At 35.3% G+C, this 20,697-nt stretch carries 19 protein-coding genes and 1 pseudogene; 15 read left to right on the plus strand and 5 right to left on the minus strand.

Annotation, left to right across the window (positions count from 1 at the left end; genetic code table 11):
• From WFK35_RS08980 to WFK35_RS08990, 3 genes and pseudogenes are all read left to right on the plus strand, one after another.
• Positions 1-373, plus strand: a pseudogene (locus WFK35_RS08980) (histidine kinase); the annotation flags it as partial.
• Between the two features lie 21 nt (positions 374-394).
• Entirely contained in the window at positions 395-973 is a 579-nt protein-coding gene (locus WFK35_RS08985) for a glutathione peroxidase (protein ID WP_336732386.1), read from the plus strand.
• A 12-nt stretch (positions 974-985) separates the two neighbouring features.
• A complete protein-coding gene (locus WFK35_RS08990; protein WP_336732387.1) occupies positions 986-1,900 on the plus strand; it encodes an ADP-ribosylglycohydrolase family protein in 915 nt (304 codons plus the stop codon).
• Here WFK35_RS08990 and WFK35_RS08995 read toward each other — a convergent pair.
• Positions 1,897-2,553, minus strand: coding sequence for an NAD(P)H-binding protein (locus WFK35_RS08995; protein WP_336732388.1), 657 nt, complete (start codon positions 2,551-2,553; stop codon positions 1,897-1,899). The genes WFK35_RS08990 and WFK35_RS08995 overlap by 4 nt on opposite strands.
• Positions 2,554-2,646: 93 nt before the next feature.
• On the opposite strand from WFK35_RS08995, the gene WFK35_RS09000 reads away from it, so the two are divergent.
• Entirely contained in the window at positions 2,647-3,000 is a 354-nt protein-coding gene (locus WFK35_RS09000; RefSeq protein WP_336732389.1) for an MmcQ/YjbR family DNA-binding protein, read from the plus strand.
• Here WFK35_RS09000 and WFK35_RS09005 read toward each other — a convergent pair.
• Positions 2,997-3,917, minus strand: coding sequence for a bifunctional riboflavin kinase/FAD synthetase (locus tag WFK35_RS09005; RefSeq protein ID WP_336732390.1), 921 nt, complete (start codon positions 3,915-3,917; stop codon positions 2,997-2,999). The two genes, WFK35_RS09000 and WFK35_RS09005, sit on opposite strands and share 4 nt — an antisense overlap.
• 204 nt (positions 3,918-4,121) lie before the next feature.
• Here WFK35_RS09005 and atpD point away from each other — a divergent pair, with 204 nt between their 5' ends.
• The 3 genes from atpD (at position 4,122) to WFK35_RS09020 (ending at position 6,869) form a co-directional block, all read left to right on the plus strand.
• On the plus strand, positions 4,122-5,630 hold the full coding sequence (gene atpD / locus WFK35_RS09010) for a F0F1 ATP synthase subunit beta (protein ID WP_116099167.1): 1,509 nt from the start codon (positions 4,122-4,124) through the stop codon (positions 5,628-5,630).
• Between the two features lie 55 nt (positions 5,631-5,685).
• Positions 5,686-5,967 (plus strand): FoF1 ATP synthase subunit delta/epsilon, encoded by a 282-nt coding sequence (locus tag WFK35_RS09015; RefSeq protein WP_214589827.1) that lies wholly within the window; start codon positions 5,686-5,688, stop codon positions 5,965-5,967.
• 80 nt (positions 5,968-6,047) lie between these two features.
• Positions 6,048-6,869, plus strand: coding sequence for a hypothetical protein (locus WFK35_RS09020; protein ID WP_336732391.1), 822 nt, complete (start codon positions 6,048-6,050; stop codon positions 6,867-6,869).
• A 141-nt stretch (positions 6,870-7,010) separates the two neighbouring features.
• Here the strand turns inward: WFK35_RS09020 and WFK35_RS09025 are convergent, their stop codons facing one another.
• From WFK35_RS09025 to WFK35_RS09035, 3 genes are all read right to left on the minus strand, one after another.
• Positions 7,011-9,203 (minus strand): B12-binding domain-containing radical SAM protein, encoded by a 2,193-nt coding sequence (locus tag WFK35_RS09025; protein ID WP_336732392.1) that lies wholly within the window; start codon positions 9,201-9,203, stop codon positions 7,011-7,013.
• Positions 9,204-9,316: 113 nt separating this feature from the next.
• A complete protein-coding gene (locus tag WFK35_RS09030) occupies positions 9,317-10,588 on the minus strand; it encodes an aminotransferase class I/II-fold pyridoxal phosphate-dependent enzyme (RefSeq protein ID WP_268055535.1) in 1,272 nt (423 codons plus the stop codon).
• A gap of 74 nt (positions 10,589-10,662) precedes the next feature.
• Complete coding sequence (locus tag WFK35_RS09035; protein WP_214589824.1) at positions 10,663-11,700, minus strand: PLP-dependent cysteine synthase family protein; 1,038 nt, start codon at positions 11,698-11,700, stop codon at positions 10,663-10,665.
• A gap of 222 nt (positions 11,701-11,922) precedes the next feature.
• Here WFK35_RS09035 and WFK35_RS09040 point away from each other — a divergent pair, with 222 nt between their 5' ends.
• The 8 genes from WFK35_RS09040 to WFK35_RS09075 all read left to right on the plus strand — a co-directional run bounded on the left by WFK35_RS09040 (position 11,923) and on the right by WFK35_RS09075 (position 20,639).
• Complete coding sequence (locus tag WFK35_RS09040) at positions 11,923-15,408, plus strand: protein O-mannosyl-transferase family (protein ID WP_336732393.1); 3,486 nt, start codon at positions 11,923-11,925, stop codon at positions 15,406-15,408.
• Between the two features lie 93 nt (positions 15,409-15,501).
• Positions 15,502-16,989 carry a hypothetical protein gene (locus tag WFK35_RS09045; RefSeq protein ID WP_336732394.1) on the plus strand — a complete coding sequence of 496 codons (1,488 nt, stop codon included), beginning with the start codon at positions 15,502-15,504 and terminating at the stop codon, positions 16,987-16,989.
• A 97-nt stretch (positions 16,990-17,086) separates the two neighbouring features.
• A complete protein-coding gene (locus WFK35_RS09050; protein WP_336732395.1) occupies positions 17,087-17,611 on the plus strand; it encodes a DUF1697 domain-containing protein in 525 nt (174 codons plus the stop codon).
• A gap of 486 nt (positions 17,612-18,097) precedes the next feature.
• A complete protein-coding gene (locus WFK35_RS09055; protein ID WP_336732396.1) occupies positions 18,098-18,730 on the plus strand; it encodes a hypothetical protein in 633 nt (210 codons plus the stop codon).
• A complete protein-coding gene (locus WFK35_RS09060; protein ID WP_214589817.1) occupies positions 18,678-19,214 on the plus strand; it encodes a YfiT family bacillithiol transferase in 537 nt (178 codons plus the stop codon). Before WFK35_RS09055 ends, WFK35_RS09060 begins: the two co-directional genes overlap by 53 nt.
• Positions 19,208-19,669 (plus strand): DUF1569 domain-containing protein, encoded by a 462-nt coding sequence (locus WFK35_RS09065; RefSeq protein ID WP_336732397.1) that lies wholly within the window; start codon positions 19,208-19,210, stop codon positions 19,667-19,669. Before WFK35_RS09060 ends, WFK35_RS09065 begins: the two co-directional genes overlap by 7 nt.
• On the plus strand, positions 19,666-20,043 hold the full coding sequence (gene ytxJ, locus WFK35_RS09070; protein ID WP_214589815.1) for a bacillithiol system redox-active protein YtxJ: 378 nt from the start codon (positions 19,666-19,668) through the stop codon (positions 20,041-20,043). Before WFK35_RS09065 ends, ytxJ begins: the two co-directional genes overlap by 4 nt.
• Positions 20,043-20,639, plus strand: a complete 597-nt coding sequence (locus WFK35_RS09075; protein WP_214589814.1) for a Crp/Fnr family transcriptional regulator — start codon at positions 20,043-20,045, stop codon at positions 20,637-20,639. Before ytxJ ends, WFK35_RS09075 begins: the two co-directional genes overlap by 1 nt.
• The last annotated feature ends 58 nt before the right edge of the window (positions 20,640-20,697 follow it).

Here is a 20,697-nt window from a genome sequence, read left to right on the forward strand (position 1 = left end):
GACCAATAAAGTTCAGGAATATGCAGGATATGTAGCAGAAAGCTTTGATAATGATTTCATAAACTGGGAAAATAAAGGTTTTGAGGCGAAATATTTAGGCAAAGAAGTGGTAGGAAATATTTACTGTCATAAAGTGGAATTAACGAAAAATGTTAACAAAAACATCTATTATTTCGACACCAAAAATTATATGTTGCTGAAAGAAGTGAAAAAAGATGAAACTTTATCGTATTCAGATTATAAAAAAGTCGGAAATTTATCCATGCCTTTCAGAATAGAATCTTCCAGTGCAAAAAAAGACGGAGATTATGTCATGCTGATCAACAGGATTGATATTAATAAGGTATTTCCTGCCAATACATTTAAATTTTAAATCAGACAATAAAATTTAGTTATGAAAAAGTTATTTTTAATGTTCTTGTCAGTCGTTGCATTTTTCAACAGCTGCGCTCAGAAAAAAAGTGAAGAATCTAAAGCCAAAACAAAAGAACTTATGGGAAAATCAATATACGACTTCAAGGTCGATGCCTTGGAAGAAGGAAAGCAGATTAACTTTGCAGATTTTAAAGGAAAGAAAATCTTAATTGTAAATACTGCTTCAGAATGTGGATTCACTCCTCAGTATGCTGATCTTGAGAAAGTTGCTGAAGAGTATAAAGACAAATTGGTGGTGATAGGATTTCCTGCCAACAATTTCGGAGGACAGGAACCGGGAAGCAATAAAGAAATCGGAGCTTTCTGCCAGAAAAATTATGGCGTAACTTTCCCGATGGCTGCCAAAGTTTCAGTAAAAGGAAGCGATACTGCTCCAATCTTCCAATATCTAACAGAAAAAGATCTAAATGGAGTAAAAAATACAACCATCCTTTGGAATTTTACTAAATTTTTGGTAGATGAAAACGGAAAACTGATCGATTCTTTCGTAAGTACAACAAAACCAACAGACGAAGCGATTACAAAGTATTTGAAATAAATAAACTGTTGAATGGATTTTCTGGATCGGTTTGAAGCCTGTATTATGAGCGGAGCCATTGGCGATGCATGGGGAAGCAGTTATGAAAATGAAGTTAAAACCGATGATTCGCAGATTTACTATTTAGGAAAAAGGAATATCAGGCGAAGAGTTTGGAGTATTACAGATGATACTCAGATGACTTTAGCAACTTGTGAAGTTTTAACTGAAGGTAAATTTAACCCTGAAAATCTTATCAATAAGTTTACACAATATTACAGAAGCGGCAATTTAACAGGAATTGGAGCTTCTACACTTAAGGCAATTTTAGATACCGAAGCCGGAATTCACTGGAGTCAGGCTGGAAGAATCGGAGAATATGCCGCAGGAAACGGAGGAGCGATGAGAATTGCTCCTTTCGCTTTTTTTCAGGATATAACGAGATCAGATATCTACGAAGCCTGTAAGGTAACGCATAGAAATGATGAAGCTTTTGCCGGAGCTTTTGCTGTTTTTCTTTCCATAAAAGCAATTCTGAATTCCGAATGGAATGGAAGAAATAATCTTTTTGACATCATTATTCCTGAAATTCCTGATACGAACGTAAGAGACAGATTAATTGAAATCAATTCCAAAGGAAATCAATGCTCAATTTCAGAAATATCTACATTGGGCAATAATGGATATGTAGTCAATTCTGTTCCGTTTGCGATTTTTTGCGCCACTAAAATTCTGGATTTAGGATTGGAAAAAATGTTTCAGGAAATTATTGATTCAGGAGGAGATACGGATACCAATGCTTCAATTGCCGGACAGATTACAGGAACATTAATCGGAACCAAAAATATTCCTGAAGAATTAATTTTAAAACTGAAAAATTTACCGGATTATAATTGGATCAAAGAAATTATTGAGACAACAAAACATAAAATTAGGTTAAAATTTTAATCATTACTCTTTTCCGCAAAACAAAAAATATTCCCCAGTTTTATGCTTGAATAGCCATTGCTTTTAATCTTGGAAGAATTAATCATTGCTTTCGCCAGAACATCTGTCGGTAAAGGTTTCTGACTTTCCAACAGTCCTAGTTTATTGGCAAATTTAATAATACGGCTTCCCAAAACTTCTCCCGTTCTGTCAGAATCTTTTCTTTCCAGCATTCCGGGTTTGAAAATGGTTATTTTATTGAAATGAAGCTGTTTTACAGCATCTTCCAGTTCGCCCTTCATTTTAGAATAGAAAATTTTAGATTGGGGATTCGCTCCGTAAGCAGAAACCAGAATATAATCGTCTACATTATTGTCTTTGGCAGCTTTTGCAAATTCGTACTGATAATCAAAATCTACTTTTCTTTGTGCTTCCTTGCTTCCGGCTGCTTTTAAAGTTGTTCCGAGACACGAAAATGCAACATCACCTTTTACTTCACTTTTCCACTCTTCAGGTTTTTCAAAATTAACGATATGCACCTTAAGTTTATCATTTTCAATTTCAAGAGGTTTTCTCACAAAAACATTTACTTCTTCAAAATCTTTATCCTGAAGTAACTGATTCACAAGGTCTTTTCCTGTAGCACCTGTTGCGCCGATAACTAAAGCTTTCATAAAGAATTTGATTTTAATTAATAATTGAAGAATTTCCCTACTAAATTTACAAAATTTTAATAATATTGAACTCTCAATTTTTAAACCAATTTAATGGACGCTAACGAAATTCTGGACTATTGTTTATCGAAAAAAGGAGTAACCGAAAGTTTTCCTTTTGATAATGAAACCCTTGTACTAAAAGTAGGAACGAAAGTATTTTTATTGATGGGTCTTGAAAGACAGCCTCTCGGAATCAATGTAAAAACCGATCCGGAATGGAGCGCAGAACTTCGTGAGCAGCATCCTCAGATTACGGGCGCTTATCACATGAACAAAACCCATTGGAACTCGGTAGTTATTGACGGTTTAAAAAAAGATTTAATTCTGAAAATGATCGATCAGTCGTATGAATTGGTCTTTAAATCTTTGACGAAAAAAGTTAAAGAAGAAATTTTAAACAGTTAAAAATTAAACTCTTCCGTTAATCTTTTATCTTCTTCTAATCTTTCAATTAATTTTTCAAGCCCTTCAAATTTTATTTCATCGTGAAGAAAATCTCTGAATTTTACAGTAATTTCTTCATCATAAATATCACCTTCAAAGTCAAGAATATAAACTTCCACAGTCAGTTTTTCCCCATTTACGGTTGGGTTGGTTCCAACGCTCAACATTCCTTTATACTTTTGGCTTTTTACAAAAACTTCAACAATATAAGCTCCTTTTTTAGGCAAAAGTTTAATGGATTTCGTTTCGATATTTGCTGTGGGATAACCTATTGTTCTTCCTATCTTTTTACCATGCACAACGGTTCCGGAAACAGAGTAGAAGTATCCCAACATTTCATTGGCTTCTTTAATGTTTCCTGCTGAAAGTGCATTGCGGATTTTCGTAGAGCTGATGTTATTCTCGTGAATATTAATGGCTTCCATCTGTTCAACTTCAAAATTTAACTCCTTGGAAAGTTTCTGAAGCAGTTCAAAATTGCCACTTTTATTTTTTCCGAATGAATGGTCGTAACCGATAATCAGGTATTTTACATTCAGTTTCTCAATTAAAATCTGGCGTACAAATTCTTCTCCGGTTAAATTTCTGAATTCCTCATCAAATTCCTTTAGAAATAAATTTTCGATGTTGTATTTTTCCATCAGAAATTTTTTTTCTTCCAACGTATTCAGAAGTTTAAGATTTTCATCAGGATTAAAAACAAATCTCGGATGCGGCCAGAAAGTAAGGACAGCAGTTTCCAGATCGTTTTGTGAACCCACTTTAATTAATTCATCAATAATACTTTTATGCCCAAGATGAACCCCGTCGAACATTCCTAAAGACAGCGCTAATGGCTTCTGAGAGGTATAATCTTTAAAATTTTTGAAAACTTTCAAACCGGAAAAATTTTGACTGCAAATATAGGAAATAATGTAACAATGTATCAATATAACAGTTTACCAATATTTAATCTCCGATTATTGTTATATTGCTAAACTGATAGATTCTTATACTTATAAAAAGATATGATAAAAATCTGTTTTTTACCAATTGCAGGTTTATGAAGAATCATTATATTTGCACCAAGAAAAAATTTAGCAATGGCAAACCAAATTAAAGGTAAAATTTCTCAAATTATTGGTCCGGTAATCGACGTTGTCTTCAGTGATGTGGAAGCAGTTCCAGCGATCTATGATGCGTTAGAAATTACAAAAGAAAACGGTGAAAAAGTAGTTTTAGAGGTAGAACAGCATATTGGCGAAGATACAGTAAGATGTATTGCAATGGATGCTACTGACGGTCTTAAAAGAGGGCAGGACGTAATCGGATACGGAAATCCTATTATGATGCCTATCGGTGAGGCTGTAAACGGAAGACTATTCAACGTTGTTGGTGATGCTATCGACGGACTTCAAAACATATCTAATGAAGGTGGTCTGCCAATTCACAGACCAGCTCCAAAATTTGATCAGCTTTCAACTTCTGCTGAAGTTTTATTTACAGGTATCAAAGTAATCGATCTTATCGAGCCTTACGCAAAAGGAGGTAAAATTGGTTTGTTCGGTGGTGCGGGTGTAGGTAAAACCGTATTGATTCAGGAGTTGATTAACAATATTGCAAAAGGACACGGAGGTCTTTCTGTTTTTGCCGGAGTAGGTGAAAGAACGAGAGAAGGAAATGACCTTTTGAGAGAGATGCTAGAATCTGGAATCATCAAGTATGGTGACGATTTCATGCATTCTATGGAAAACGGAGGTTGGGATCTTTCTAAAGTGGATTTAGAAGCAATGAAAGATTCTAAAGCAGCATTCGTTTTCGGACAGATGAACGAGCCACCTGGTGCAAGAGCGAGAGTAGCACTTTCCGGTCTTACATTAGCTGAGTACTACAGAGACGGTGGAGAAAGCGGACAGGGTAGAGACGTACTTTTCTTCGTAGACAACATCTTCCGTTTTACACAGGCTGGTTCTGAGGTATCTGCACTTTTAGGTCGTATGCCATCTGCGGTAGGTTACCAACCGACACTAGCTTCTGAGATGGGAGCGATGCAGGAAAGAATTACTTCTACTAAAAACGGTTCAATTACTTCAGTACAGGCGGTTTACGTACCTGCGGATGACTTAACTGACCCGGCTCCTGCAACTACGTTTGCTCACTTGGATGCTACAACGGTACTAGACAGAAAAATTGCTTCATTGGGTATTTATCCTGCGGTAGATCCATTGGCTTCTACTTCAAGAATCCTTGCTCCTGAAATTATCGGTGAAGAACATTATAACTGTGCACAGAGAGTAAAAGAAATTCTTCAGAGATACAAAGCACTTCAGGATATCATCGCGATTCTTGGTATGGAAGAACTTTCAGAAGAAGATAAATCAGTTGTTTACCGTGCAAGAAAAGTTCAGAGATTCCTTTCTCAGCCTTTCCACGTAGCAGAGCAGTTTACAGGTATTCCTGGATCTTTGGTAGACATCAAAGATACCATTAAAGGATTCAACATGATCATCGATGGTGAATTGGATCACTTACCGGAAGCTGCTTTCAACCTGAAAGGAACTATCGAAGAAGCGATCGAAGCAGGACAAAAAATGTTAGCTGATAACGCATAATAATGCTAATTGCTGATAGCCCATAGCTATTAGCCAAAAGCCAAAAGCAATTAAAATGAATATAAAAATTTTAACACCAGAATACGTAGTTTTTGAAGGAGAAGTAGACTCAGTATTGTTGCCTGGGAAAAATGGTGAATTCCACATCATGCATAACCACGCAGGAATTGTTTCTTCTTTAATCGGTGGTAAAGTAAAATTATATGCAAAGTCGATAGATGAAGCCTATTCAAAATACTTTACAAAAGGAACGGACAAAGATTCTTTTTTCTCTTATCCAATCAAAAGCGGTGTTGTAGAATTTAATCATAATAAAGGAATTATCCTTTGTGAATAATTAAATGAAAAGCTAAATATATTTTCAAGAAAGTGTAACAATTCGTTACACTTTTTTTATTTTTGTATGAATTTGGTTTTATGAAGGGATTTTTAATTATTTTACTGTCTGTTTTAGGAGCATTTTTTAATGCGCAAACCGTTAAAATTAAAAGAGGAATTGTTGATCTTGAAGGAGTTCATGTCGCAAAACTGTCTAATAAAGGAGGAGTGTATACTTTTATGGATCTTAAAGAAACCCCGATTTATACGATAGAATTTGTAGATAAAACGGTAGTAGATTCTGTACGGGACAGTTATATTAAGCTTAAAAGAGTTTACAATCAGGATAAAACGCTCGATCTGGACTATATTTCTCCATCTGCATTTTCAGGTGAAGAAAAGTCGGCAGCTTACACTTGTGTGAAGAGTTTGAAAATTATTGATGAAAGAGGAATCAATATCAAAAACTTAGATGAGCTTTTTAAAAATTCCCCTAAAAGAAAACTGGATACGAAAACGAAAGATGCTTATACCATCCGAACTAAAATTGATAAATTAAATATTACGGTCAATAATGTAGGTGAAATTTTAAGTAACGGAAAACCAGTCGGTTATTTCACTAATTTACCGGCAAGTTTTGGTTCTGATGATACCATTACGGATAAAACTTTTGTTGATATTGAAATTTATGATGCGAACAGCAAATACATCGGAAAATATATTACGACAACTAAGCAGATTAAAACTGCCGGAGGGAAAATCTTTACTCTGTACCGCGAAATGTCCGGAAGAGCATCGATTTTAAAATTCCCAACCTACAAAGCTATTGCCGAAAGAATGGCAATTATGGATCCCAATTTTATTAAAATTCAGGAAAAAGTAATTGTGGGTGAAGTCACAAAAGACGGTGTTCAAAAGTAAAATCATCAATAGAAACGGGCTTTAGCCATAAATTCTATTGGCTTTAGCGAAACCTAAAAAGCTTCAGATTATCCTGAAGCTTTTTTATTTAATTTTTCCTGATTAGAATTTCGAAGTAATTCAAGCCTGAGATTTTTTAATCTACAAACTCAGAATAACGCCATTTTCTTTCAACTGCTGCATCGGTTTAGAAAACCAGAATAATTCAAAATCTTCAAAATTTTCTTCGAATTGAGTTTTCAATTGTTGCAAAGTTGGCTTTTTTAAATTTTCAATTTGATAATCACTAAACATTTTCATGAGCCATTCTGCGTGTTCCTGCTCTAAATCTACACTCACAACATTGGTTTTTAAGTGCGCTGTAATTTTCGTGTACGTATAAATATATTTCTTTTTATTTTTTACGCGATTCTCAGCGATTACATTTTTGGCTAAAAATAGAACTTTAGAATTTCCTTTAAAAACAAAATCATCCTCTTCCAGAAGACAATCATGAATATAATCAGGATGAACGGTTGTTCTCGGAATTTTAAAATCAAACCATTCGTGAAGAGGAAGCTCGAAATTGATTCCGTGCATATAATTGAATAGAGATTTTTTTAAACCAAAGCTGAACTTACCATGATCGATTCCTGTTTTATCTGTAAAATCAACATCGTTGTTGGCAAACAAAATTTCCTGCTTAATCGGAGTAACACCAAATTCTTCCGGATTAATTCCGACAGGTGAATGCGCCGTCATCGCAAACTGATGCCAGAATCCACTTTGTAAAATTCCCATCTCAAAAAGCTGACGAACCATTTCCAGAGAATCCACTGTTTCCTGAATAGTTTGAGTAGGGTAGCCATACATTAGATAAGCATGAATCATGATCCCTGCTTCTGTAAAATTTCTTGTTACTTTGGCAACCTGTTCTACAGAAATTCCTTTATCGATTAATTTCAAAAGTCGGTCACTCGCAACTTCAAGTCCACCTGAAACGGCAACACAACCGGAAAGTTTTAAAAGAAAACACAGATCTTTGGTGAAACTTTTTTCAAAACGTATGTTCGTCCACCAAGTTACGACCAGATTTCTTCTTAAGATTTCCAACGCAACTTCACGCATCAATGCAGGAGGAGCCGCTTCATCCACAAAATGAAATCCTGTTTCTCCAGTGGTCCGGATCAATTCTTCCATTCTGTCAACCAAAATTTTAGCTGAAATCGGTTCGTAAATTTTAATATAATCTAAAGAAATATCGCAAAAAGTACACTTTCCCCAATAACAGCCATGTGCCATTGTGAGCTTATTCCATCTTCCGTCGCTCCATAAACTGTGCATCGGATTGGCAATTTCAATCACAGAAATATATTGATCCAATTGTAAATCAGAATAATCTGGAGTTCCGATATCGGCTTGTTTGTAATCGTGTCTTGTGGAATTATTTTTATAGGAAACTTCTCCGTTTTCAATTAAAAAAGTTCTTTTGACTTCGACAGGCTCAGTCACCTTCGAAATTATATTTTGATAAAGTAATTCAATCGGAAGTTCTCCGTCATCCAAAGTAATAAAATCAAAAAACTCAAAAACTCTTTGATCTTTTAATTCTCTGAGTTCTGTGTTCGGAAATCCGCCACCCATCGCAGTTTTGATGTACGGATAATTTTCTTTGATGTATTGAGCACAGCGAAACGCAGAATATAAATTTCCGGGAAAAGGAATAGAAAAACAAATCAGTTTTGGCTGAACAAACTCTAATTTTTCCTGAAGAATCTTTAAAGTAAAATCATCTATAAAAGTAGGTTCGCCGCAAATTTTAGAATAAAGTTCATCAAAAGAATTGGCACTTTTTCCTAATCTTTCCGCATAACGGCTAAACCCAAAATCAGGATCAATATTTTCAACAATATAATCCGAAAGATCTTCTAAATACAAAGTTGACAAATGTTTGGCTTTATCCTGAAGCCCCATATTTCCGAAAGCAAATTCCATATCATCAAGCTGATTGAATCGGGAGGCTTCCGGAAGAAAATTCATCGAACAGATTTGTCTTGCCAACGTTGGGGTTTTACCCTGCAGAAAAGCAATAACCTGATCGATCGTTTTGAGATACTCTTCTTTTAAAACATAAATTCTCTGAGCGTTTTCTGAAATATTCTGAAGATCAATTTCTTTGGCAAAAATTTTCTGAAGTCCGTCTTTCGAAAATAATTTCAAAATGACCTCAATTCCCAAATCTGTCTGAAAGCTGGAAATATTTTTGGTATTCAGAAAACCTTTAATATAAGCTGTTGCCGGATAAGGCGTGTTAAGCTGTGTGAAAGGCGGAGTAATGAGAAGCAGATCTTTCAAAAGAAAATTTTTGCAAAGTTATTTTAAATATTCAGATTCTGAAAATTTATGACCGTTTAAAACAAAACCACTGATCGGATGTCAGTGGTTTTTTAATTTATTTTATATTCAGATTAAATTTCTTTGAAACTTAAACCTTGTTCTGCCAAAAGTTTTTGTTCCTGATCTTTGTAATAACCACTTACCAATTTATCGTGAATGGCTTCAAACGCAGCAAGGGTTTCATTGATTTCAGCATCGGTGTGAGAAGCTGTAGGAATTAATCTTAACAAGATCATTCCTTTCGGAATTACAGGATATACCACTACCGAAGTAAAGATCCCGTAGATTTCTCTTAGATCTTTTACCAAAAGGGTAGCTTCTACCGGAGTTCCCTGCATCATCACCGGAGTTACACAAGTGTTTGTGTCTCCAATGTTAAAGCCTCTCTCTTTAAGACCATTCTGTAATTTATGCGTATTTTCCCAAAGTTTTGCTTTGATTTCTGGTCTTGTTCTCAGCAGTTCCAGTCTTTTTAAACCTCCGATTACCATTGGCATCGTTAAAGATTTAGCAAAAATCTGAGATCTTAAATTGAATTTCAGATATCGGATAATTTCTTTATCACCTGCGATGAATGCTCCAAAACCAGCCATAGATTTGGCAAAAGTAGAGAAGTAAACATCAATCTGATCCTGACAACCCTGTTCTTCACCGGCTCCGGCTCCTGTTTTTCCAAGAGTTCCGAATCCGTGAGCGTCATCAACTAAAAGTCTGAATTTATATTTTGATTTTAATTCACAGATTTCTTTTAATTTACCTTGCTGTCCTCTCATTCCGAAAACTCCTTCGGTAATCACTAAAATTCCACCTCCGGTTTCTTCCGCTACTTTAGTTGCTCTTTCAAGGTTTTTTTCAAGGCTTGCAATATCGTTATGTCTGTACGTAAATCTTTTTCCAGCGTGAAGTCTCACCCCATCTACGATACAAGCGTGAGAATCAACATCATAAACAATTACATCGTTTCTTCCCACCAAAGCATCGATGGTAGAAACCATTCCCTGATAACCGAAATTTAATAAATATGCAGATTCTTTCTGAACGAAATCAGCAAGCTCTCTTTCCAATTGCAAATGCTGCTCAGTTTCTCCCGACATTGCTCTTGCACCCATCGGATAAAACATTCCGAATTCCGCAGCTGCTTTTGCATCAGCCTCCAGAACTTCAGGATGATTACACATTCCCAAATAATCATTCGCACTCCAGAAAATAACTTCTCTTCCCTGAAACTGCATTCTCGGTCCGATTGGTCCTTCTAATCTCGGGAAAATAAAATAGCCTTCACCATAATCTGCAAATTGTCCAAGAGGTCCTGGATTTTCTTTTATTCTGTCAAAAATATCCAACATTTTATTAATATTTTAAGTAAAAAAGCCTTTTGCGGTTACAAAAAGGCTTGATTTGTATAAATTTTTTGTCCTTATTTAATGAATTCAGTTTTAAAAACTTCGTCGTAGTTGTGCACGCAGTTGTTTATAAATCCTTGTTCTGCCATCCACTTATCACTGTATACTTTAGTGATATATCTTGAACCGTGATCCGGATAAATCAATACAACTAAATCATTTTCTGAAAATTCGTGAGATTGGGCATATTGCATTAAAGCCTGTGTAACAGCTCCTGTTGTATAACCTCCCATAATTGCTTCTTTCAAAGCGATTTCACGGGTTCTGTAAGCAGACATTTCGTCATTTACTCTTACAAATTCATCTACTTTATCGAAAAGAAGGGCAGAAGGGATTAAATTTTTTCCCATACCTTCAATCTGATAAGGATGAACATCTTCTTTATGAATTTCTCCGGTTTCGTGGTAGCTTTTCAGGATAGATCCGTCTGCATCCACACCAATAATTTTAATATCCGGATTTTTCTCTTTTAAAAATTTTGCTGAACCCGACAGAGTTCCTCCGGTTCCTGTACATGCAAAAAGGTGAGTTACTTTTCCCTGAGTCTGTTCCCAGATTTCGGGACCGGTGGTCTGGTAATGCGCATCAATATTCAATTCATTGAAATACTGGTTGATATAAACGGAATTAGGCGTTTCTGAAGCGATTCTTTTGGCAACTTCATAATATGATCTCGGATCATCTGCGGGAACATTGGCAGGGCAGATATAAACGGTAGCTCCTAAAGCTTTCAGATAGGCAATTTTTTCGGGCTTGGTTTTATCACTTACCGCCAGAATACATTTATATCCCTTAATGATACAAACCATTGCAATTGAGAATCCTGTATTTCCTGAAGTAGTTTCCACCACTACGGAATCTTCTTTTAATAAACCTTTTTTCTCAGCGTTTTCTATAATATGAAGTGCGATTCGATCTTTTGTGGAATGTCCAGGATTATATGATTCTAACTTGGCATAAACGGTTGCAGGAATATCTTTCGTCACAGTGTTAAGCTTCACCATAGGAGTATTTCCTATTAGGCCAAGTATATTATCGTAAACATTACTCATTATTTGTTATTTTTCAATAAAAATCTGTCGGCAAAAATACAAAAAAATAAATTTATTTCTAAACTTTTGTTTGATTTCTAACCTCTAAAATAGATAAAAAATTGTTTTCTGTTGCTATCTAAAGATGAAACTTTTCAAAAAGCGAGCCAAAATCTTTAAATTTTGTTAAAAACCGTCTAAAATCATATAAAAGCCTTATTTTCGCGTAATTGATTTATTACTATGAAAAATTGGACTTTTAAGCAATGGAACACCGTTCTCGGATGGGTCGTTTTCGTCATTGCATTTTTCACGTACTTGTCCACCATAGAACCGAATTTCAGTTTTTGGGATTGTGGCGAGTATATTTCCTCGGCGGTAAAACTTGAAGTAACGCACGCTCCGGGAGCGGCTTTATTTCAGATTGTGGGTGCTGTGGCAGCCATTTTTGCTTTAGGAAAGGGCGAAAATTATTCTATCGTGATCAACGCGATGTCTGCATTGTTTAGTGCGTTTACGATCTTGTTTTTGTTCTGGACCATCACACATCTCGTAAGAAGGCTTTTAAACAAGGATTTTGATGACATTACAAAACATCAGGAGATTTCTATTCTTTTTGCAGGAGTTGTAGGAGCGTTATGCTTCACCTTTTCAGATACCTTCTGGTTCTCTGCGGTAGAAGGGGAAGTTTACTCGATGGCTTCTATGTTTATCGCACTTTTGGTCTGGTTAATTACCAAATGGGAGAATGAATATCAGGCGAAAGACAGCGAGAGATGGATTATTTTAATTTTCTTCATTCTCGGACTTTCAGTAGGGGTTCACATGATGTGTATGCTGGCGATTCCGGCAATTTGTCTTATCTATTATGCAAGAAATTATACTTTCACCTGGAAGAATTTTATCTGGGCAAATGTAATTACACTGGTAATCTTAGCCATTGTTTTCAAAGGGATTTTCCCATTAATCATGACGATGTTCGGGAAACTTGAAATTTTCTTTGTGAACGGTTTAGGTCTTCCTTTCCACTCAGGAACCATTGCTGCTTTTATTTTAATGGTTGCGATCTGCTATTTCCTGATTTCTTACGCAAGAAAGATGAAGAAAAACCTTTATCAGACGGTTGCCTTATCCATTGTTTTCATGATGATCGGTTTTTCATGCTGGATGGTTATTCCTATCCGGGCAAATGCCAATCCGCCAATGAACCTTAATGATCCGGACAACGCCATCGGAATGCTGGATTATTATAACAGAGAACAATACGGAGACTGGCCTACAATTTACGGTCAGAATTATACGGCTTTTCTGGATGCAAACGGAATTGAGAAAAATGAAGACGGAAGTTTCAAAACTCAGAAAACCGGAGAAATTTACGAAAAAGATGAGAAAACAGGAACGTACAGAAAAACGGGAGACCGATTCAATTATGTTTTCAACAAGGCTCATGTAGGTTTTATGCCAAGAATGTTCAATGAGGACAAAGATGTAATGGCAAACTACATTTCAATGTACGGTGCGCCGGATTTCACCTTTAATTACAGTAATGAAGATGTTGCAGACAGCCCTGAAGCGAAGCAGATTTTCGATGAATTAAGAAAGAAATATGAAGACGGATCTATTACCGCTGCAGATTATTTAAAAGTAAAACCATACAACTTAATCAACGTTCAGAAGCCTTCTCTGGCTCAGAATATGGATTATTTCATCACATTCCAGAACGGATATTACTTTGTAAGATATCTGATGTGGAATTACGTAGGTCGCCAGAATGATCTTGAAGGTAACATGGAAAGCACAAGAGGAAACTGGATCTCAGGAATTTCTTTTATTGATGATGCTTTATGGGGAAATCAGGATAAGATGCCTGCAAAATTCAAAAATGAAAGTACTGTAAAATTTTTCTTTTTACCTTTAATTTTAGGATTAATCGGATTCTTTTTCCAGCTTAACAGAGATTTCGGAAGATTCTATGCAATGCTTTCAATCTTTGTTTTGATGAGTGTGGGAATCGTTTTCTATACAGGAGTAAAACCTTTTGAACCGAGAGAGAGAGATTATGCAATGGTAGGTTCGTTTTATGTTTTTGCCATCTGGATCGGATTGGGAGCAGGAGCAATTCTTTGGTTCTTACAGTCTAAAATAAAATCGAATGCAGCAAACATTGTTGCAGGAGTGGTTCTTCTTGGAGTTCCTTTCATGATGGGCTTCCAGAACTATAATGTACACAACAGACACGACAGATATACTTCTTACGATTACGGATATTCTGTATTGAAATCTCTGCCTAAAAATGATATTGTTTTCGTTTACGGAGATAACGATACGTATCCGGTTTGGGCAATTCAGGAGACTGAAAACTTCAGAGATGATGTAAAAGTAGTTAACTTTACCTTAGCTTCCACACCCTGGAATATCGATCAGATTAAGAGAAGAACGTACAATGCGGCTCCGGTTCCGGGAGTTTTAACGCATGACGATTACAGAGACGGTGTAAACGACCAGATCTATATGATGAAGAAGGAAGACTGGCAGGGACTTTTCTCAATGTTAAAAGAACAGGGAGCTCCGCCAACGGAATTTGCTGAATTCAGAAAATATCTTACTCAGGATTCTATGACGATGAAAGAAGCGATCAGCTTCCTGAAATATACTTCTCCGGCGAAAAACGAACTTCTTAAAATGTATTTCGGGGAAGAAAAATTCGAGAAATATAATATCTTACCTGTCAATAAATTTATTTTACCTGTCAATAAAGAAAATGCGGTAAAAGCGGGAATCATTAAAGCGGCAGATCTTCCGGAAACAGTAAATCAGATCATGATTAGTTATAAAGGAAATACGCTGTATAAAAACAATTTAATTTTACTTGATGTTTTAGCGAATTTCGACTGGAAAAGACCAATCAACTTCTCTTCGGGAGGAATCTATGACAGCGAAAATATTTTCTTCTTAGATGAATATCTTCAGTTTGACGGATTCAGCTACAGATTAGTTCCGATTCATACTCCACAATCGCAGGGCGGAGATATGGGAAGAGTAGATGCCAATTCTCTTTACAATGTGGTTAAAAACTTCAGATGGGGTAATTTTAAGAATTTAAATGCCCACTTTGACGAAACTGCAACGTCTAACATTATGAGCTACAGAGCTTCTGCAAGCAGAGCAGCAGCAGCTTTAGCAACGATGGGAGAAAAAGGAAAAGCACTGGAACTATTGGATTTAGCTTCTAAAGAAATCCCTGCTGAAAAATACAATGATCCTCGTTCTCTAAGCTCAATGGTTTACGGATATATTGTTGCAGGACAGGAGAAAAAAGGATTACAGCTTGCTGAAGTTCTGAAAAAAGGAATTTTTGAAGAATACGATTATTATATGAGTCTGAGCAAATCTGACCAGAGTTATCTGAAAAGACAGATCAGAACAAAACCAATGGAATATTCTTTAGTAATCTCTGCCGTTACGGATGCTTATTCGAAGATTGGAAAAAAAGATAAAGCGTATGATTATCTGATAAAATCCATCGAGCCGATTGATAAGAAATTCAACACTTTTGTAGAAAACCTTAAAGAAATGGGCAAAGAGAAAGCGATGAAGGAATCTGAACAGGTACAGAAAATCACTCCTTTTTACCAATATCTTTTCGATGTAATGGAACCTTTTGATTCTACTTACTCCAAAGAAAAAGAGGCGCAGATCACCAATTCGATTATTAAAGCAACGCAATAATAACAAAACTTAAAACGGAACTTCGGTTCCGTTTTTTTTATATATTGGGATTCAGAAATTTTAAGATTATATTTGTGGGATCAAAGAAGCACAATGGTAGAGACGAAAAATAACAAAATCCCGGTATATGCTGTAATTTTTACAGTCGTTTTTAAACTTTTATTTTTACTTACCCACTACATTCAGGAAGATGCATTCATCACCTGGAGAGTCGCACAAAATCTTCTGGATTACGGAGTAATCGGATTTAACGGCGATACGAAAATATCTGCATCTACAACGCATCTTTATGTTTTTGTATCTTATCTCTTCAATTTAATTTTAGGGAAAGACAATTTCATAGAACCACTTCTTGTATTTAATTCCATACTTTTCACGATAGGAACTTTATTTCTTTCGAATCTGGTTCTGAAAAATGTCTGGCACAAAGCTGTTTTTATCTTTTTAATAGGAATCTTACCGCCATCAATTAAAATTTCCATCCTCGGAATGGAGTACGGAATTCTTTTCTTTTTAGAAATGGCATTGCTGTATTATGGCTTTCATAAAGGTAAAAAGTGGGCTCTGATTGTATTGCCAATCCTCATTTTGTTTACAAGAATTGATACGGTCATCTTTTTGGGAATTGTGTTTTTAATCGATCTTTTGTGGAATAAAAAGATTCGGTGGACTTATATTTTAGGAGGGATTTTAGGGATTTCAGTGGTCTTGACTTTCAACTGGTTATACTTTGGTGAATGGGTTAACAATACGATTATCGCCAAAAAACTGGCGTATGACAACCATTTTACCATGCAACAGGATCTTGAATGTTTCAGGCTGAACTTCGGAAACTTCTGGGGAATGCTGAAACTTCCCGGAGATTTTAATCCGCTCACTGTTCTATTGCTCGTCTTTGAATTGCTGTGCTTTATTTATCTGGTAAGACAGAGAGACAGAAGAAACATTTTCTTATGGATGATCTTCATTTTCGGATGGGTAAAACAGTTCATATTCCTTTCTCAGAAAAGTCTTTTCGACTGGTATTACTGGGTTCCGCAGATCTTACTCTTCGTGCCGGTCCTGATTTTTGTATTGGAGCAGAAAGTAAAAAGAAATCTCTGGTTATCATTATTGGTTATCGTCTATATCATTCCCATGTTAGCTTTTCAGACGGTACATTCAATTGCTACCGGAAACGGAGAATGGAATTACAGAAGGACAATCGGAACATTTTTAAACCAATATGAGAAAAACAAAAACCAATGGATTTTCCTTGAACCTGCAGGTTATGTACCATATTTTTCAGGGTTAAAAACCATCGATGAAGTAGGTTTGGTGGATAAAAAAGTACAGGAAGAAATCAGAAAAGACAAGCCGAATTTCTGGATCAATACCGTGAAAAACAGAAAACCTAAATATCTTCTTTCTTACGACGACCTGTTTACATCTAAAAATGCAGAATATTTAAAACTTCATTATAAACTGATTAAAGAATTCCGTGTAAAGGACCATCTGAAAAGTGATAATAGGATTTTAGAAAAGATTTATATTTTAAAACCTTCCGGAACGGATTATAATTTATACGAAAGAATTGATTAATTTTAGATTTTGCTGGAAGATAGAAGTTTAAAGTTTATTGTAATGACTCATCAACTCCAAAACCCTCAAGCTCTAATACGCTAAAACAACTAAAACTATGAAATACTGTGCATTTCTCCGCGGCGTCAACGTAAAAGGAACCAATATGAAAATGGCAGAAGTCTGTCAGGTTTTCAAGAATGCAGGAATGAACGATGTCGCTTCAGTTTTAGCGTCTGGAAATATTGTTTTTTCCTCCGATAAAAAAAGTGATGAATTAAGGCTGATTCTTGAGAAAGCGATGTCTGAACATTTCTCTTACGAAGCGTATCTGTTTATAAAATCTCAGGAAGAAACAGAACAGGTTTGGAACGGAAACCCCTTTGAAAAGAATGATGATCTTCATGTGTATGCCTTTGCAGGAAATGATGGCGTGGAAAATATTTTAATGACGGAATTTGAAAATGCTGTGAAATCTGAAAATGAAGATGCAGAAATTGTGAATCATATTTTTTACTGGCAGGTTTCCAAAGGAAATACACTAGATTCTGCTTTTGGAAAAATTTTAGGTAAAAAAAGCATGAAAGATCAGTTTACAAGCAGAAATATTAATACTTTCGAGAAAATTTTAAAGAAATTTTAAATCGATTTCTCTTACACATGCTTCGAAAGTTTCGGAATGGTTATAAAACTTGTTTGAATTTAATAGCTGTAACCATTACAAAGGCGCCATATTCATTAAAAACTATATTGTCTTCAATTCTTATTGATAATTTGATTTTCTTGCGCCTTAAAGATTTGAGATTAATAAGAAACTTGCGTCCTTGCGTTTTCCAACAAGAACATTATTATTTTAAAAAAAGTTAAACAAAACATAATAAGACATAAAGCTTCAATGTTAAATTGGGGCTTTTTTTGGAAATTCTTTAATTGTCTCATAAAAATTGCATTTAAAATAAGAATAATTTGGAAAGATTCGGAGTAGTTTTTTTATGACAATCCAACGATTAATACTATTCTCAAATTATTAAACCTGATCTCAGTTCAGATTCACGAATTTTAAATAAATTTACAAAAACTAATATTCAAAAAAATGTCTGAATAATAATTTCAGACAAACCGGCATTTTATGAAAGTATTTACTATTGTTCGCGGATTATTTGATACACGGAAAAGATCATTAATCATTGACGACAATTTTATAAAATTTGAAAATAAAGATCAAAAGAACGATCTTTTTACCATCATCAAAAAGGAGGATATTGCCGGAATTCGTTACGGTATTCACTTCATCGACGGATATAAATTTACTATCGGAAGAGAATATCAGATTTTTATCCGAAATAAATCAGACAAAGAACTCAAAATATTTTTCAAACTTTTTTACAGAAGAAAATTAGACGAAAAACATCAGTTGTATTGCGATATTGTTGATGAATTGTGGGAAAAATTCATTAATGAAATTGTGCATAATTATCTTTCAAAATATAGGAATAACGAGAAAATCAATATTTCAGGAATAGAAATTGATGAAGACAGAATCAGATTCAATAAGAAAGAAATATTGTTTGAAGATCTGGAATTGAAACAATATCGCCATCATTTTATGATTTTCTCAAAAGAAGATAATTATAACAACAAAATGTTGTACTACTTAAAAGATAAAGATGCAATAATACTGTTTAGTGTATTAAAAACTATAATTAAAGATGAACAACTTAGAACAAAAGAAATTTCCGATAGGGAAGTATCAGGAGCCTGAAAATATTTGTGATGTTACACTTGATGAATATATTAAAGTAATTAAAGACTTTCCCGGAAGGCTGAAAAACCTGATCGAAAACTTTAACGACGAACAGTTAGATACCCCATACAGAGAAGGCGGATGGACAGTGAGACAGGTTGTGAATCATCTGGCAGACAGCCATATCAATAGTTTTATGCGTCTGAAACTGGCTCTTACCGAAGATAATCCCACGATAAGACCTTACGACGAAGCAAAATGGGCAGAACTTCAGGACAGTCTCAATATGCCTGTAAAACCTGCCATGAGAATGCTGAAAGGAACGCACCAGAGATGGACAGCCTTACTGAAAAGTATGACCAATAAACAGTTTGAAAGAACTTTTCATCATCCGGAACACAATAAAGACTACAATTTAAGGAGCCATCTTGCGCTTTACGTATGGCATTGCAATCATCATTTTGCGCACATCGAAACTTTGAAGAAAGAAAAAGGTTGGTAAAAAAAAGTCTCCATAATCCTGAAGATTTTAATGAAATTGTACAGAGTATTTCAGGGCTAAAGCAAAATTCACCCAGAAAATGGGGGAAAATGGATGTCTGTCAGATGATGAGGCATTGCAGTTATGTCCTGTTAATTCCGCAGAGAAAATTACAGCTTGCCCCGATAAACATTCTTTTCCGCTGGATAGGAATTGTTACAAAATTGGAAATGCAAATTTTTAATAACGGAATTCCCCGAAATATGCCGACTTTTCAAAAACTTATTGTTAATTTTGAATGTGATTTTAATTCAGAAAAAGCGAACCTCCTGAAAACGCTTGAAGACTACAAAGTAACTTTTAAGACAGGAAATTTGCCCCTTCAACACGTGCTTTTTGGACGAATGAAAGAAAAAGACTGGGGATTTTTAGAATATAAACATCTGGATCATCACCTAAAACAATTTAGTACATGAGTTTTTTTGATAAAATATTTGGCGGAAAAGAAGATACACCGGAGCAGAAATCGTTCTGGAAAAAGATAGAATCTGAAGAAGACCTGGAAAAAGCCATTCAGGATTCTTTTCAGCACAGGATAGCAATATTCAAGCATTCAACCAGTTGCTTTATCAGCAAAACCGTGTTGAGAAATTTTGAGAAAGAAATAGAAAATCTGGATCAGAAAATAGATTTATATTACTTAGATTTGCTGGCTCACAGACCGGTTTCCAATAAGATTGCTGAAGATCTCGGAGTAACGCACCAAAGTCCGCAGCTTATTGTAATAGAAAACGGAAAGGCTGTAAACAACGCTTCTCACCAGAATATATCGGTAGACCAAATTGTATAATGACGAATATAAATAATTATCTAGCAAAAGTTTTGAATGTTCCTTTGGAAAAAGTGAATATGTGCAGTCTGCATTATGAAGTAAAGAAAGTGCAGAAAAACCAGTTTCTTTTACAGTACGGTGAAGTCTGCAGATATATTTATTTCGTGGAAAAAGGACTTCTGAAAATGTACTCCATCGATAAAAACGGTAAAGAACATATCATCCAGTTCGCACCCGAAAGCTGGCTTACTTCAGACCGGAGCAGTCTTTATTTTAACGAAAAGTCCGTGTATTATATTGAAGCGGTAGAAGATTCCGAAGTACTGCTGCTGCATCCGGATTTTATCAATAAACTGATCGGGGAATTTCCCGACAGTCTGGAAAAAAGCGATATCCTCCTTCAGAAACATATAAAAAGTCTTCAGGACAGAATCAATTCCCTTTTGGCAGAAACTGCAGAAGAAAGATATATGAAATTCATTAAAATGTATCCGGATCTCCTGCTGAGAGTTCCACAATGGATGATTGCTTCTTATCTTGGGATTACTCCCGAAAGTTTAAGCCGTGTAAGAAAAGAACTTGCAAGGAAAAATTTCGTTCCGGACAGCAAATGATTTTTAAATGAGTCTTTTTAAACTTTTACGTAAGCACAAAAGATAAACTGAACTTTAC

Source organism: Chryseobacterium sp. VD8 (genome assembly GCF_037149975.1).
GTDB lineage: Bacteria > Bacteroidota > Bacteroidia > Flavobacteriales > Weeksellaceae > Chryseobacterium > Chryseobacterium indicum.